General features: G+C 61.0%; 13 protein-coding genes. 4 read left to right on the forward strand and 9 right to left on the reverse strand.

Features of this window, described 5'->3' with window-relative positions:
* The gene (locus AC0J1C_RS04300) at window positions 1–1,815 is read left to right on the forward strand and encodes a sensor histidine kinase (RefSeq protein ID WP_473045745.1); all 1,815 of its coding nucleotides are present in this window, start codon (window positions 1–3) and stop codon (window positions 1,813–1,815) included.
* Complete coding sequence (locus tag AC0J1C_RS04305; protein WP_375192012.1) at window positions 1,812–3,164, forward strand: sigma-54-dependent transcriptional regulator; 1,353 nt, start codon at window positions 1,812–1,814, stop codon at window positions 3,162–3,164. The genes AC0J1C_RS04300 and AC0J1C_RS04305 overlap by 4 nt, the downstream gene beginning before the upstream one ends.
* A 53-nt stretch (window positions 3,165–3,217) precedes the next feature.
* Here the strand turns inward: AC0J1C_RS04305 and AC0J1C_RS04310 are convergent, their stop codons facing one another.
* The gene (locus AC0J1C_RS04310) at window positions 3,218–5,167 is read right to left on the reverse strand and encodes an alpha/beta hydrolase family protein (RefSeq protein ID WP_473045746.1); all 1,950 of its coding nucleotides are present in this window, start codon (window positions 5,165–5,167) and stop codon (window positions 3,218–3,220) included.
* Between the two features lie 256 nt (window positions 5,168–5,423).
* Here AC0J1C_RS04310 and AC0J1C_RS04315 point away from each other — a divergent pair, with 256 nt between their 5' ends.
* Window positions 5,424–7,118, forward strand: coding sequence for a methyl-accepting chemotaxis protein (locus tag AC0J1C_RS04315; protein WP_473045747.1), 1,695 nt, complete (start codon window positions 5,424–5,426; stop codon window positions 7,116–7,118).
* 72 nt (window positions 7,119–7,190) lie between these two features.
* Here AC0J1C_RS04315 and AC0J1C_RS04320 read toward each other — a convergent pair whose 3' ends face one another.
* The 8 genes from AC0J1C_RS04320 to AC0J1C_RS04355 all read right to left on the reverse strand — a co-directional run bounded on the left by AC0J1C_RS04320 (window position 7,191) and on the right by AC0J1C_RS04355 (window position 12,635).
* Complete coding sequence (locus tag AC0J1C_RS04320; RefSeq protein WP_473045748.1) at window positions 7,191–8,576, reverse strand: PhoH family protein; 1,386 nt, start codon at window positions 8,574–8,576, stop codon at window positions 7,191–7,193.
* 24 nt (window positions 8,577–8,600) lie between these two features.
* The gene (locus AC0J1C_RS04325; RefSeq protein ID WP_473045749.1) at window positions 8,601–9,092 is read right to left on the reverse strand and encodes a CBS domain-containing protein; all 492 of its coding nucleotides are present in this window, start codon (window positions 9,090–9,092) and stop codon (window positions 8,601–8,603) included.
* Between the two features lie 37 nt (window positions 9,093–9,129).
* Window positions 9,130–9,894 carry an START domain-containing protein gene (locus AC0J1C_RS04330; protein WP_473045750.1) on the reverse strand — a complete coding sequence of 255 codons (765 nt, stop codon included), beginning with the start codon at window positions 9,892–9,894 and terminating at the stop codon, window positions 9,130–9,132.
* Window positions 9,895–10,064: 170 nt separating this feature from the next.
* Window positions 10,065–10,316: a cell division topological specificity factor MinE gene (gene minE / locus AC0J1C_RS04335; protein ID WP_091991617.1), complete on the reverse strand. Its 252-nt coding sequence runs from the start codon at window positions 10,314–10,316 to the stop codon at window positions 10,065–10,067.
* 3 nt (window positions 10,317–10,319) lie between these two features.
* Window positions 10,320–11,132 carry a septum site-determining protein MinD gene (gene minD / locus AC0J1C_RS04340; RefSeq protein ID WP_473045751.1) on the reverse strand — a complete coding sequence of 271 codons (813 nt, stop codon included), beginning with the start codon at window positions 11,130–11,132 and terminating at the stop codon, window positions 10,320–10,322.
* A 77-nt stretch (window positions 11,133–11,209) separates the two neighbouring features.
* Entirely contained in the window at window positions 11,210–11,971 is a 762-nt protein-coding gene (gene minC / locus AC0J1C_RS04345; protein WP_091991613.1) for a septum site-determining protein MinC, read from the reverse strand.
* Window positions 11,968–12,357 carry a HopJ type III effector protein gene (locus AC0J1C_RS04350; RefSeq protein WP_091991611.1) on the reverse strand — a complete coding sequence of 130 codons (390 nt, stop codon included), beginning with the start codon at window positions 12,355–12,357 and terminating at the stop codon, window positions 11,968–11,970. The genes minC and AC0J1C_RS04350 overlap by 4 nt, the downstream gene beginning before the upstream one ends.
* On the reverse strand, window positions 12,357–12,635 hold the full coding sequence (locus AC0J1C_RS04355) for a DUF1244 domain-containing protein (protein WP_473046498.1): 279 nt from the start codon (window positions 12,633–12,635) through the stop codon (window positions 12,357–12,359). The genes AC0J1C_RS04350 and AC0J1C_RS04355 overlap by 1 nt, the downstream gene beginning before the upstream one ends.
* 115 nt (window positions 12,636–12,750) lie before the next feature.
* Between AC0J1C_RS04355 and dinB the strand changes: the two genes are divergently transcribed.
* Window positions 12,751–13,815 carry a DNA polymerase IV gene (gene dinB / locus AC0J1C_RS04360; RefSeq protein ID WP_091991607.1) on the forward strand — a complete coding sequence of 355 codons (1,065 nt, stop codon included), beginning with the start codon at window positions 12,751–12,753 and terminating at the stop codon, window positions 13,813–13,815.
* Window positions 13,816–13,824: the final 9 nt, after the last annotated feature.

Genomic DNA, 13,824 nt, shown 5'->3' on the forward strand with positions numbered 1-13,824 from the left:
ATGGCCTACCGGATCGGCGTCTTTCTCCTCTTTGTAGTGACCCTCGTGGCCAGCTGGGTGCTCGGTGGCTGGGTCGGTTACCGGCAGGTCGAGCAGGAGAGCCTGGAAGAATCCTTCCGCTACCGACAGCTGGTGGCCAATGAGCTCAACCGGTACCTGCCTGTGCCCGAACTGATGGCCGAGCATCCGGTACTCGCCCGGGCGCTGGAGGCTCCAGACAGCCCGGCTGCCATACTGGCTGCCAACGAGCAGATGCAGCGCATGGCGACCATTGTTGGCAGTTCCGATGTCTACCTGATGGACACAGATGGCCTGACCATCGCCGCCAACAACTATCTCCAGCCCGACAGCTTCGTCGGCCGCAACTTCGGTTTTCGTCCCTATTTCTTCGAGGCCATGGAATCCGGTGATTCCGCGATCTATTTTGCGCTTGGTCTGATGTCCGGGGTGCGGGGACTGTACTTCTCGCACCCGGTTCGGGACGAAGACGGGCGTATGCTTGGTGTGGTTGCGGTGAAGGTGCTGGTCCACGAGCTGGAATCACAGTGGGATCGCCCTGCGGGCCTGCGCGAGGCTGAAATGGTGGTTCTGGACCAGAACGGTATCAGTTTTCTTGCCAGCAAACCCAACTGGCTTTACCGGAACTTTTCCGGGCTGGACAGTGCGGTACCCGATGAGTACTCGCGCCAGCGCTACCCCGACCGCGATCTGGCGCCCATGGCCCTGGAAAACCTGGGCAAGCCCGCCGGGTTGTCCGACCAGTCGGCCACCATCCGGATCCGGGAAAACGGCAAGCCCCGGGAGTACCTGAGTGTGCGTACCCCGCTGCCGCGCATGGACTGGACGCTTCAGGTCATGGTCAGCACCCATTCGGTGGTCTGGACCCGGCTCGGGTTTGTCATCGGCGGCGCCGCCCTGTTTTTCGGTGGGTTACTGACCTGGCTCTACCTGCGGGAGCGTTATCGGCGCGAAGCCGAGCTGGCGTTGCGGGGTGAGCAGCTGGAGCGCAGCGTGGCCGAGCGCACCGCTGATCTGGAAAACTCCAACCGCAAGCTAGTGGAGGAAATCCGCGAACGGGAACGCACCCAGAACGAATTGCGGGAAACCCAGCAGGAGCTGATCCAGGCAGCCAAGCTGGCGGTCCTGGGCCAGATGTCGGCCGGCCTCAACCACGAAATGAACCAGCCATTGACGGCCATCCAGACCTACGCCAGGAACAGCCGGCGATTCCTCGAAAAGGGCGCCAGCGAGATGGTGGATGCTAACCTGACAGAAATTATCTCGCTGTGCGACAAGATGGCGGAGCTGACGCGTCAGTTCAAGGTGTTCGCGCGCAAATCCGAGGGACCGCCGGCGGTGGTGGATCTGCGGCAGTCGATTGATGCCTCGCTGAAGATTATTGTTGCCCAGAAATCCAGCTCGGAGATTGCCATACGCTGGAACCGGCCAGACAAGCCGGTGATGTGCCATGGCGATCTTATTCGTATCGAGCAGGTGATGGTGAATCTGATGGCCAACGCCGTTCAGGCCGTGGAAGGCGGTGAACGCCCCGAGGTACGGATTGATATTGAAGAGACCGAGGACTTCTGGCGGTGCCTGGTGCGGGACAACGGCCCCGGTTTGCAGGGCGATACCGAACAGATTTTCGAGCCGTTCTTCACCACCAAGTCGGTGAAGCAGGGCCTCGGTCTTGGGCTCTCGATCTCGCGCCAGATTGTGGACGCGTTGGGCGGCAGCCTCACCGGGCGGAATCGTCGCGACGGCCCGGGCGCGGAATTTGTACTAACCCTCAGGAAACGGGAGGCCACGGAATGAAAGAGCCCTCGGTAATCTTCGTGGACGATGACCCGCACATTCGCCAGGCTATCGCCCAGACCCTGACGCTGGAAGAGCTGCCGGTTGGCTGTTTTGGCGATGCGCCCACGGCGCTGGGTCACATCACTGCCGACTACGATGGTGTGGTTCTTTGTGACTACAACATGCCGGAGATGAACGGCCTGGAGATGCTCGAGCGTATTCGCCGCATGGACGAAGCCATACCAGTGATCATCCTCACTGGCCAGGGTGACATCAGCACGGCGGTGACCGCCATGCAACAGGGCGCCTACGATTTCATCGAGAAGCCCTTCGATCACGATGAGCTCATCGAGCTGTTGCGGCATGCCCTCGAGAAACGCCATCTGGCCCTGGAGAACCGTCGCCTCAAGGCCCAGTTGCGGCATTTGGCCAGGCCTGGCCCGCGGATTCTGGGGGATTCCCCCACCATGCAGAAAGTCATGGCCACCATCGATCCGATCCTGGATATCTCCGCCAACATTCTTCTGCACGGCGAAACCGGCTCGGGCAAGGACGCGCTGGCCCGGTACATCCACGAGAACAGCGCCCGCAGTGCCCATAACTTCGTTGCCATCAACTGCGGCGCGGTGCCGGAAAACCTGATCGAAAGCGAGCTCTTTGGCCACGAGGCCGGCGCCTTCACCGGTGCCGACAAACGCCGGATCGGCAAGATTGAACACGCCCACAAAGGCACGCTGTTCCTGGATGAGGTGGAGAGCATGCCGATGCCCCTGCAGGTGAAACTGCTGAGGGTGCTTGAGGAGCAGAAGGTTGAGCGCCTCGGAAGTAATGTGGTTCAGGATGTGGATGTGCGCATTATTGCCGCCACCAAGGCGGACCTGAAAAAACTCAGCGACGACGGCGAATTCCGCTCCGACCTCTACTACCGGCTGAACGTGGTCAAGGTGGACATTCCACCGCTCAGGGAACGAAAGGAGGACATCCCGCTCCTGTTTCACCATTTCGTGCTGATTGCGGCAGCCCGGTACGATCGGGAAAGCGTGCCGCTGGACGCGGGCCAGGCCGCCCGCCTTATGCAGCATTCCTGGCCCGGCAACGTGCGGGAGCTGAGGAACCTGGCGGAACGCTACGTGTTGCTCGGGCCAGCCGCCCTCGACGAGAACGATCCGTCCGGTACTGCCAACGTGGCCGGTCGCCAGACGCTCTCCGAGATGATGGATGGCTTTGAGCGCTCGGCCATTATCAGTGCCCTGAATGCCTGCCATGGCAGCATCAAGGACACCATGGTGCAGCTGGGCATTGCCCGCAAGACGCTCTACGACAAGATGCGCAAGCACGGCCTGGACAAGGCCCAGTTCAAGGATTGACGGTGTGTACACAGCCACCCGGCCCAGGTGAGGCCGGGTGACCGGGGGGCGGGTCAGTCTGCCAGCAACTCCGGGGCCAGAGCCTGCTGCCCGTCAGGCGTCAGGATCGGAAGCGCCACCTCACCACTGACCTGAACCGATGCTGTCACGATGTCCCGCGAGAAGGCGCCTGCGAAGGTCGGGTGCTGGCCGTAGATCATCAGTACCAGACGGTCGCCCGCCTGCAGACGCTCGGCAATGCCGGTCAGCTCCACCGAGTGGCGTCCAAGCCCTCGCAGAGGCTGTACCTGCTCGTCGATAAGCTCGGGAACGGAAAGACCACTTCTGATCACCCCGACCCCCACAAACAGGATGGCATCGCAGGTGCCTGTCGCGGTAACCGGATCTGACTCGTCCAGGCACAGGGCATCCAGTTCCGGAACACCAAAACCCACCGTTACATCCAGTGTCGGAATGCCCGCAATCACGGCTTCTTCCGGCAGCGTGGTCAGCGGCACGATCGCCGGTAACAGGGCACCTGCCCCGGTGGTTGCGGTGACCGGCAGTTCGGCTCCGAGGACCTTGTTGGCTACCGCGAAACGGGCACCCCCGACCGTCACCTCTGGCGCGGCTACCGCATCGCCGGGGGTCAAGGTATAGCAGATCTGATCACCGGTGGTGATGACGTTATCCACGTCTCCCTTGCCAAGCAGCTTCTCGTTGAACCAGGCCACCGTGGCCCGGGTAACTTCGATATCACCGCAGTTGCCAAGGCCGTTCAGATCACCGGTCGCCAGGGTGGGCAGTTCACCCGCGTAGAAGGTGAGATTGGCCAGGGTTTCCTGGATCAGGCCGGCATTGGGCGCCAGGTAGTGGTGGCCAAAGGGGTAGGTGAGCAGGCGCACGTCGCCGCCGCCCCGCTTCATGATCCGGTAGTTTTCGTAGGCGTCGTTGAACGGGAACAGGCTGTCCCGCATGCCCTGGAACATCAGCACATCCACCGGATAAGGCTCGCGCTGGGGCGTCTTTAGAATATAACGACCGTCACCGGTGATGGGAATCTGGCCGGTGATCGGGTCCAGCAGGTATTCCTGGGTGTTGCCGCTGTCGAACAGCGCCAGCTGTCGCTCGTTGTCTGCGAAGTAGCTGGGGCTGTGGTAGTGGAAAAAGTCGAGGGCCGGCTCCGCCACACGGTTATTCACGATGCCGTCAATCAGCGTGCTGCGCAGGTAGGGATCCATAGAGCCGCCGGAGCCGGCATCGCCGGCCAGCGAGAGGAAGGCCAGCCAGTAATTCTTGGTGACATCGCCAGGGTTGAGACTGTAGGTGAGATCGTGCCAGGTGATCTGGGGCACCATCGCGTCCATCCGGCGATCCGGGTCCACGTTGTACAGCAGGTACTGGAACCCGCCGCCGTAGCTGCCGCCCACGGCGCCAAGCAGAAGGTTGTTGTCCTCGTATTTCAGGTAGTCGAGGCGGGTTTCGGCCCAGTCCAGGATCTGAACGAGGTCTTCACCTTCAAAATCGGGGTCCATCACGCGAATGGTGCCGCCGCTTTCACCGTGCCCACGCTGGTCAATGCTGATCACCGTGTAGCCGGCCTCGACCAACGGCCGGACGGGAGAAAGCAGATCGTCGCCTGCTTCTGTGGTTCGGGATCCACTGAAGCCGTGGCCCTGGAGAATCAGAGGGTGCCGGGTGTCGCAATCGAACAGGGCGGGCTCGAATACCTGAAACACGATGGCGGCGCCATCCACCCGGGAGGGCATCTGGACCCGGTAACTTCGCCCGCCGCTCAGGTTCTCGCCGCTGTTACAGGAGGCATGTGCCATTTCGCTGCTGTTCTCGGGTACCGGCCGGCTGATGGTGCGAGCCGGTTGCCGGGAAGAGGAATGGGGAGCCCGTGATGCGTCGGCCCGAACGGTGTCCGGGGTCGCCGGAGCCGTCTCGCCACCACCGCCGCCACAGGCGGACAACAGGGTAAAGCCAGCGCACACCAGCGCCAATCGGGTCATGTGGTTCATTGCGTTTGCCTTGTTATTTGTCAGTTTTTGTTAAGACGCGTTGAAATTTGTTACCTGCGTCACACTAAGGCGTGGCTGCAAAGAGAGCGATGGCCCGGTTGCCGGCTGTCGGTGGCGGAAAAGTCAGTTACAGACCAGACACAAACTACGCATTTTTCTCAATAACGGCAGAAGCGGTTTTTCAGTAGAGTGCGCGACTTTTTCACGGCCGGTCCCGCCGGCTGCCCAGCGAACCAGACTCTGAAGACGGACTGCCATGAAAAACCTCACTATCCAGACCCGGGTGCTTCTGCTTGCCCTGGTGCCCGTTATCGTACTGACCGCCTTCCTGACCAGTTACAACCTGAACCAGGCTGCTGATATCGGCGATCAGGCGGTTGCCGGTTTTTCCTCAGACATGGAAGCGAGCAAGCGCCAGGAGCTGCAGAATTATCTGGCTGTCGCCCGGTCGTCCATAGACCACCTGTATAACCAGCCGGGCTCCGCGGACGATCCCGCCGTTCGGGCGCAAGCCTGGGAGATCCTGCGCCAGTTGAGGTTCAACGACTCGGGCAGCACCGGCTATTTCTTCGTCTACGACACCAACGGCGTCAATGTGATGCACGGCGTCAATCAGACTCTCGAGGGCAGGAATCTCTGGGATTTTCAGGACCCCAACGGCACCTACCTCATCCGCGAACTGGTCAAAGCCGCCCGTAATGGCGGCGGTTATGTTTCATACGGCTGGAAAAACAGTGATACCGGAGAGGTTGCACCGAAACTGGGGTACGCTGAAATGCTGCCCAAGTGGGGTGTAATGATTGGTACCGGCTTCTGGATTGACGGTCTCGAAAAGCAGGTGGCGGAGATGGAAAGCGAGGTGGCGGGCTCGCTGGAAGACGCCGTGATTGCGTCGGTCAGCACGTCGCTGGTGGCGCTGGTGCTGATTGTTCTGCTGGCACTGTTTGTTGTTCGCACCATTATTCGCCCGCTGAAGTCCGCTGTGTCTGCCATGAACGATATTGCCAGCGGTGATGGCGACCTTACCCGTCGGCTCGAGGTGTCCGGCCGGGACGAACTGGGCCAGCTGGCAACGGCGTTCAACAGCTTTGCCGATCAGGTACACGGACTGGTTGAGCGCGTACTGTCATCAACGCGAACGCTCAACGAGGCCACCGCCGACCTGAACCGGGTGATGGCCGAAGCTGAGCAGGGTGTTGAGCGGCAGACGTCTGAAAGTGACCAGGTGGCCACCGCGATGAGTGAAATGACGGCCGCGGCCCAGGAAGTCGCGACCAATGCCAGTGAAGCCTCGGCGGCCGCAGACAGTGCTAACGGTCAGGTATGTGATGCGCAAGGGCTCGTTCATCAGGCCACGGAGGTCATCGGTGGTCTTTCCGAGCAGGTGGAAGAAGGAGTCCGGGTGATTGAGAAGCTCGGTGCTGATTCCAGGCAGATCGACAGCGTGCTTGAGGTGATCCGGGAAATTGCAGACCAGACCAACCTGCTGGCGCTCAACGCCGCCATTGAAGCGGCGAGAGCCGGTGAGGCGGGGCGCGGGTTCGCCGTGGTGGCCGACGAAGTGAGGACACTTGCACGACGGACTCAGCAAAGCACCCAGGAAATCCAGGATATGATTGAACGGCTGCAGTCTGGCGCTGGCAACGCGGTCAGTCTGATCGGCTCGATCAGCGAGCGCAGCGAAGCGACGGTGTCCGAGACCCGCCGGGTCAACGATGCCCTTCAGCGCATTGGCCAGGCGGTGGCAACGATTACCGATATGAATACCCAGATCGCCAGCGCGGCGGAAGAGCAGACCAGTGTGTCCGAGACCATCAACCAGAACGTGCACGAGATCGTTGCGATCACGGAGCAGACAGCGCAGGGAACGCGTACGGCGGGCAATGCGACCCAGCGGCTGAGGGATCTTGCCTCCGAGATGTCCGACCAGGTCAGCCGCTACCGGGTATAGGGCAGCGCTTCAGGTATCGGGAAGTCAGGGCGGAACCGGAATTCCGCCCTTTTTTGTGGCCGCCGTGGAGCCTCAGAGGTTGGCTTCGGCGAACTCCGCGAGCGCCGAACGGGGCACGCCCTGCAGGTGAATGTGGCCACCATGGCGGAAGCTCTTGAAGCGCTCGGTCATGTAGGTGAGTCCCGAACTCAGGGCGCTCAGATACGGGGTATCGATCTGCGCCAGGTTACCCAGGCAGATCACCTTGGAGCCGTTCCCGGCCCGGGTGATGATGGTCTTGATCTGGTGCGGCGTGAGGTTCTGGGATTCGTCGATGATGATCAGGCTGTGCTGGAAGCTGCGGCCGCTAATGTAGTTCATGGACTTGAAGTGCAGTGGTACCTTGCTGAGGATGTAGTCGACGCTGGCGGTCATGTTCTCGTCGTCCTCGTGGAGGGCTTCCAGGTTGTCGACGATAGCGCCCAGCCAGGGCTCCATCTTCTCGGCCTCGGTGCCGGGCAGGAAGCCGATATCCTCATCCAGGCCCTGGGTGGACCGGGTAGCGATGATGCGTTTGTAGAGCTTGCTGGCCACGGTCATTTCGATGCACGCGGCCAACGCCAGGATGGTCTTGCCGGAGCCCGCCGAACCGGTCAGGTTGACCAGGTGAATGTCCGGGTCCAGTAGCAGGTTGAGCGCCATGGCCTGGTAGATGTCCCTGGGCACCAGTCCCCAGACTTCCTCGTTCATCAGGTCGTGCTGGTGCAGGTCCTTGATCACCAGCTGGGTGTCGCTCAGATCCACCACCTTGCCGACAAAGCCCATCTCGTCCACGACAAATTCGTTGATGTTCAGCCGGGCAAGATCACCCTCCCGCTTCAGAATATGCTCGGTTGAGCCTTCGCGCTGAACGGTTTCAACTTTCTCGATGGTGTCCCAGAACGAGTTGGGGAACTCGCGATAGCCCTTGGGCAGAAGGTCAATGTCATCCAGCAGCTGGTCGTTGTGGTAGTCCTGGGCTTCCACGCCAAAGCCGCGCGCCTTGAGGCGCATGTTGATGTCCTTGGACACCAGGATGATGTCCCGGGATTTGTGGCGGTTCTGCAACGCGGCCAGGGTGTTGATGATCTTGTTGTCGTTCAGGTGCTCGGGCAGGGAGTGGTTGCCACTGTCGCCGGTGCTCATCAGGATCGACAGGGTGCCCAGTGGTTCCGCCTTCTGGCCCCGCACGATGGGAACGCCTTTCTCGATAACTTTGGGGCTGGCATCGCCCAGCAGCTTGTCGATGTTGCGGATGGCCTGGCGACAGTCGGCGGCCACGGCTTGTTTACCGGATTTGAGGCTGTCGAGTTCTTCGAGGACCGTCATCGGGATGATGACATCGTGTTCTTCAAAGTTGAGGAGGGCGTTCGGGTCGTGGATCAGGACGTTGGTGTCGAGGACGTACATCTTTCGGCGAGCTTGCGGTGCTCTGGGCATAGGGTGCGCTACCTCTCTGGTGGCTCAGTGGTTATCGGCACAGCGTTGCGTGAGCTTCTCATCCGATATCACTTTCAGCATGTCGTAAGTCGTTATGATACCGGTAATTTTCGAGTCGCTTGTCACAAAGATCCGGTGCAGGTGCTCGCGCATCATGATATTGGCAATGTCGCGCACCGGAGTCTTCTCGTCAACAGATAAAACGATGGGGGTCATGATGTCGCGCACTTCCACCGGGACCTTGCCCATCTCTTCGAAAATCACCATGCGAAGTCGCCTTGCTTCCTGGCGCTCCTCGGGCGTCAGATGCCGTTCCGCGCCCGACTGGGCCGCGTTCCAGCGAAATTCGGTGATGTCCTTGAGGGTGGCAATACCGACAATCTCGCCCTCGTCATCGGTAACGGGGCTGCCGGTAATTTCGTTGTCGGTCAGGAAGCGGGCCAGCCGGTCCATGGTCCAGGATTGCGGTACGGCTTTGATGCTGGGGGTCATGATCTCGTAAGCGAGAACAGTCATTGAACGGGGCCTGCCTTGTGAAGTCCTTTCCCAAAGCTTAGCGCGTGATGCCGGTTGCGTCATCCCTTCCGGGCGCATTGCGGACGACGCCAATCAGCGCACCCGAGTCGTCAAACTCAAGCCGGAATCCGCGGTATTTCTCGAGGTTGGCCACCCGCTCCAGGGCCTCCATGGAACGCACCGGGATATCCACCAGGAGCGAGTTCACCAGCCAGCCGGGCAGGGCGCCGTTGGGGTCGGTATGCTGGATCCACACCATTCGGGTCTGTTCGCCCTGGGGCGTGAAGCGGTAAAACGTGTCTGAGCGATCCACCCGAATCCGGCTTGTGCTCTCTGCGCGTTGGTCCGGCGTGGCATTCAGGTCCATGACCACTTCGCCGGAGGCCTCGTTGCCCCGGGTCTGGATGCGCAGCACGTAATCGCGATCGGTCACCGGCCATGGCATGTCATTGACTGAATAGGCAAAGCGGTCATGGAAGTCGCCCGCGCCGAACGCGTAGGATTCGGTGCAGTTGTGCACCCATTCCACACAGGAGCCCGGGTTGATCATGACGGCCATCAGGTTCTCGATCGGGGCATCCAGCACACCAACGGCCTTGAATGCCTTGAAGCTGGAATCCGGCTGGTCGATGGTATAGACCCGGATGTCACCGGCTTCCTTTCGAAGGGTCCAGTCCTCGTTGTCTTCGGTCGGCAACTCGGCGCGGGCCGGGGTGGTCAGTAATGCAACCACCAGGGCGTAGGCGAGCACACGCCCGATAGCCAACCAGTCCCTGGTGCTCCCGCCACAGTGCTTGCTCATGAATGACTCTTCCCTGGAAATGGAGGCCCGAGTCTAGCATGAGCCTTACGCCGATTCGGCGGTGGATGCGAGGGATTGTGAACCAGGTAGCGGCCTGTGCGCCGGGTGAGGGGATTTGGCCTGATCTGCCGGGTGGGGCCTGCCCCGGATGGGGCAGGCGGCGTGTAGTGTTACCGTTCCGGTAGGGTGACGTTCAGTTCCAGAACCGAGCAGCTCTCGTTCCGGTCCACTTCCACCTGCACCATGTCGTCGCTGATCTGCACGTACTTGCGGATTACCTGCAGCAGTTCCTGCTGGAGCTGGGGCAGATAGTCCGGCTGCTCACGCTGGCCGCGCTCGTGGGCGACAATGATCTGCAGGCGCTCCTTGGCGACGCTGGCGGTGTTCTTCTTTTTGCCCTTGAAATAATCGAGGAAACTCATCCCTTAGCCCCCCTTGAACATCCGCGAGAAGAACCCTTTCTTCTGGGCGGTCATGAAGCGATGTTCCCGCTCCTCACCCAGAAGCCGTGCGACGGCGTCCTCGTAGGCCTGGCCAGCATCGCTGTCTTCTTCGAGGATCACGGGCAGTCCCTGGTTGGAGGCGTTCAGAACAATCTGGCTTTCCGGAATCACGCCCAGCAAGGGGATGGCCAGAATCTCCTCAACGTCGGCCACCGAGAGCATCTCACCTTTTTCTACCCGGGCCGGGTTGTAGCGTGTCAGCAGCAGGTGTTCCTTCACCGGGTCCTGGCCCATTTCGGCGCGGCGGGACTTGCTCTGCAGAATGCCCAGAATCCGGTCGGAATCGCGGACCGAAGACACCTCGGGGTTGGTGACCACAATGGCTTCGTCGGCGTAGTAGAGCGCCATCAGGGCGCCGTGTTCGATGCCTGCCGGTGAGTCACAGACGATGTAATCGAAGCTCTCGGACAGTTCGTTGATGACCTTCTCCACCCCGTCTTTGGTGAGCGCCTCTTTTTCACGGGTCTGGGAGGCCGGAAGGATGTAAAGGGTGTCCACGCGCTTGTCGCGGATCAGGGCCTGGTTCAGGGAGGCCTCGCCCTGGATCACGTTGACAAAATCGTAAACCACGCGGCGCTCGCAGTTCATGATCAGGTCGAGGTTGCGCAGGCCCACGTCGAAATCGATCACGACGGTTTTGTGGCCCCGCTTGGCAAGGCCGGTACTGATTGAGGCGCTGGTGGTGGTCTTGCCAACGCCGCCCTTTCCTGAGGTAACGACAATGATTCTAGCCAAGGTTCTGTTCCTGTTTCTCGGTGGATTCGTCGTGTCTGCCGAATTGTCCGGTCAAATTATTGTGTTGCGTTCCAACATCAGGCCTTGTCCAGTGGCGTTACCACCAGCAGGTCGTCCCTGAGCTGGATATGCACAGCGCTTTTCCAGCCATTGTCCTGAAGATCCTCGGAGATTTTATAGTGTCCCGCAATGGACACAAGCTCTGCCTCGAGAGACTGGCAGAAAATTCGCGCCGACTCGGCGCCGTGGATGCCCGCCAGTGCCCGGCCTCGTAGTGGCCCGTAGACGTGGATGTTGCCGGCGGCCAGCACTTCCGCCCCGGCCTGAACCGGGGCCAGGATCACCAGGTCACCTTCCGGAGCGTGCACCTGCTGGCCGGACCGCACTGGTTGCGTCACGATGCGCGCCGGCGGTGGATCGCCTGCGCCGGCTTGGGCGGCACGCGTCTCGACCGGCTCCGATGACGGTTCGGCGCTTTGGTCAGTCTCGTGGGCCCGGTCGCGCTGCCCGCTGCCCGGCAGCAGGGCGAGGGCGGCACCGCGGGCCAGGCGCCGCTGATCGTCGGTGCCGCCGCGAACGCCAATCACGTGGATGTGGTTGCGCCGGCAGGTGCCGATGATCTTGAAGAAATCCAGTTCACTGTCCAGGCCCTCGTATTTCTCGAGACTGATGATCAGGGGAATGTCCTTGAAGAACCCGGGCGCCTGGCTGATCTTGTCCCGCAGGGCACCCTCGAATTCGGCGTCGTCGAAATAGTAAAGCTCCAGTGCGGTCATCGAGACGCTGGCGCTTTTCAGTTGAAAGCCCTGTTTTACCCCGGACGTGGCGGCATCGCTCATGAAGGAGTCTCTTCCCTGGTCATGTTGTCGGTTGGGTTGGGGCGTGGCCGCAGGGGCATCCCGTCAAATCGGATGCCGGACCAGCCGGTGCTGATGAATTGCCGGATGTTGCCATGGCTGTCGCCCACCGGGTCGTCCAGAACCTGCTGATAATGTTCGGCAAACAGCTTGAGGGTATCCACTTCGGACAGGTTGCAGTACTGGCCCAGGCCAAAGATGCGGCAGGAGCCGGCGTTCTCGCCTTCGGCATTGACCAGAGGGCCGTTATGGAAACGGCACGGCTGGTATTCGAAGTGCTGTTCGATCAGGGCCAGGGAGTCGGCGAAATTGGCGTGGCCGGCGTCCAGAGATGCCAGGTGTATTCTCACGGCATCCTTGATGCTCATTATTTGTGGTCCTGCTTGGGGCCGGTCTGGTACTTGGCCTTCCACTCGTCGTAGGGCATTCCGTAGATTTCTTCCCGGGCCTGCGGATCGGAAATCTCGAAGCCGCGCTCGTCGGCTTCGGCCCGATACCATTTGGACAGGCAGTTGCGGCAGAAACCGGCCAGGTTCATCAGGTCGATGTTCTGGACCTCGGTGTTGTCTCTCAGATGCTTGACCAGCCGACGGAAGGCGGCAGCTTCGATTTCTGTGCGTTTGGATTCGGGAATCGGGTTACTCATGGGGCTCTCACTCATTCATGAACTGCTGGATGAAGGTTCCTGACATTCTCTGCATGTTAGCCTAAGATACAAGGCTGTATAAATGTACAGAAATTCGACGCGAGTCCCGCTGATTATGCCACAACGCAAGATCATCCACGTGGATTGTGACTGCTTCTACGCGGCGGTGGAAATGCGGGACGATCCCAGCCTTCGGGAGGTGCCGCTGGCAGTAGGCGGCGAGGGCGGGCGCGGTGTGGTCACCACCTGTAACTACCGGGCCCGGGCCTTCGGGGTGCGTTCAGCCATGCCCGGCAGCGAGGCCCGGCGCCTGTGCCCGGGGCTGGTGACCGTGCCGCCGGACATGGCCCGCTATCGGGCCGTGTCCCGACAGGTGATGGCCATTCTCCGGGAACTCACCGACCTGGTGGAGCCCCTGTCCCTCGACGAAGCCTTCCTGGATGTCTCCGATGTGGCAGACCACAAAGGCAGTGCCACCCTGATGGCCCGGCATCTGCGGGAGCGGGTGCGCCAGGAAGTGGGCATTACCATTTCCGCAGGCGTGGCGCCGAACAAGTTCCTGGCCAAGATTGCCAGCGACTGGCAGAAGCCCGATGGCCTGTTCGTGATTCGCCCGGAGGACGTTGACGATTTTGTGCAACAGTTGCCGGTGGAGAAGCTGTTCGGGGTGGGGCAGGTGACTGCCGGTAAGTTGCATGATCTGGGTGTTCACACCTGCGGCGACATGCAGGCGCTCGGCGCCGACCGGCTGATCGAGCGCTTCGGCAAGCAGGGGTATCGTCTTCACGAGATGGCCCATGGGCGAGATGAGCGGCCGGTGGTGGTCTCGCGCATTGCCAAGTCGGTCAGTGTGGAGCGGACGTTCTCCCAGGACCTGCCCGACATGGACGCCTGCGTCACCGTCATGGCTTCACTGGTGGCCGACCTTAACCTGCGGCTGTCGCGTAAGGCGCAACGCAAGCCCATTCACAAGCTGTTCATCAAGATCCGCTACAGCGACTTTTCCACTCACACTCTGGAGCGGGTTCGTGAGCAGGTTACCGAGCCCGAGCTGGAGGACTACCTGCCGCTGCTTTCCGAGCTGGTCACCAACCGGGAGCGACCGGTACGTTTGCTGGGGCTCGGCGTTCGCTTCCGCAATGATGAAGCACCGGTGACCCAGCTCCGGCTGTTCGACTAACCGGGGTAC

Source organism: Marinobacter sp. E2 (genome assembly GCF_055755345.1).

Excerpts from the sequence above, each read along its gene's own strand:
- AC0J1C_RS04325 (WP_473045749.1), bottom strand. The coding sequence starts at position 9,092 with ATGACTGTTCTCGCTTACGAGATCATGACCCCCAGCATCAAAGCCGTA.
- dinB (WP_091991607.1), top strand. The coding sequence starts at position 12,751 with ATGCCACAACGCAAGATCATCCACGTGGATTGTGACTGCTTCTACGCG.
- AC0J1C_RS04315 (WP_473045747.1), top strand. The coding sequence starts at position 5,424 with ATGAAAAACCTCACTATCCAGACCCGGGTGCTTCTGCTTGCCCTGGTG.
- AC0J1C_RS04305 (WP_375192012.1), top strand. The coding sequence starts at position 1,812 with ATGAAAGAGCCCTCGGTAATCTTCGTGGACGATGACCCGCACATTCGC.
- AC0J1C_RS04310 (WP_473045746.1), bottom strand. The coding sequence starts at position 5,167 with ATGAACCACATGACCCGATTGGCGCTGGTGTGCGCTGGCTTTACCCTG.
- AC0J1C_RS04355 (WP_473046498.1), bottom strand. The coding sequence starts at position 12,635 with ATGAGTAACCCGATTCCCGAATCCAAACGCACAGAAATCGAAGCTGCC.
- minE (WP_091991617.1), bottom strand. The coding sequence starts at position 10,316 with ATGAGTTTCCTCGATTATTTCAAGGGCAAAAAGAAGAACACCGCCAGC.
- AC0J1C_RS04350 (WP_091991611.1), bottom strand. The coding sequence starts at position 12,357 with ATGAGCATCAAGGATGCCGTGAGAATACACCTGGCATCTCTGGACGCC.
- AC0J1C_RS04330 (WP_473045750.1), bottom strand. The coding sequence starts at position 9,894 with ATGAGCAAGCACTGTGGCGGGAGCACCAGGGACTGGTTGGCTATCGGG.
- minC (WP_091991613.1), bottom strand. The coding sequence starts at position 11,971 with ATGAGCGATGCCGCCACGTCCGGGGTAAAACAGGGCTTTCAACTGAAA.
- AC0J1C_RS04320 (WP_473045748.1), bottom strand. The coding sequence starts at position 8,576 with ATGCCCAGAGCACCGCAAGCTCGCCGAAAGATGTACGTCCTCGACACC.
- AC0J1C_RS04300 (WP_473045745.1), top strand. The coding sequence starts at position 1 with ATGGCCTACCGGATCGGCGTCTTTCTCCTCTTTGTAGTGACCCTCGTG.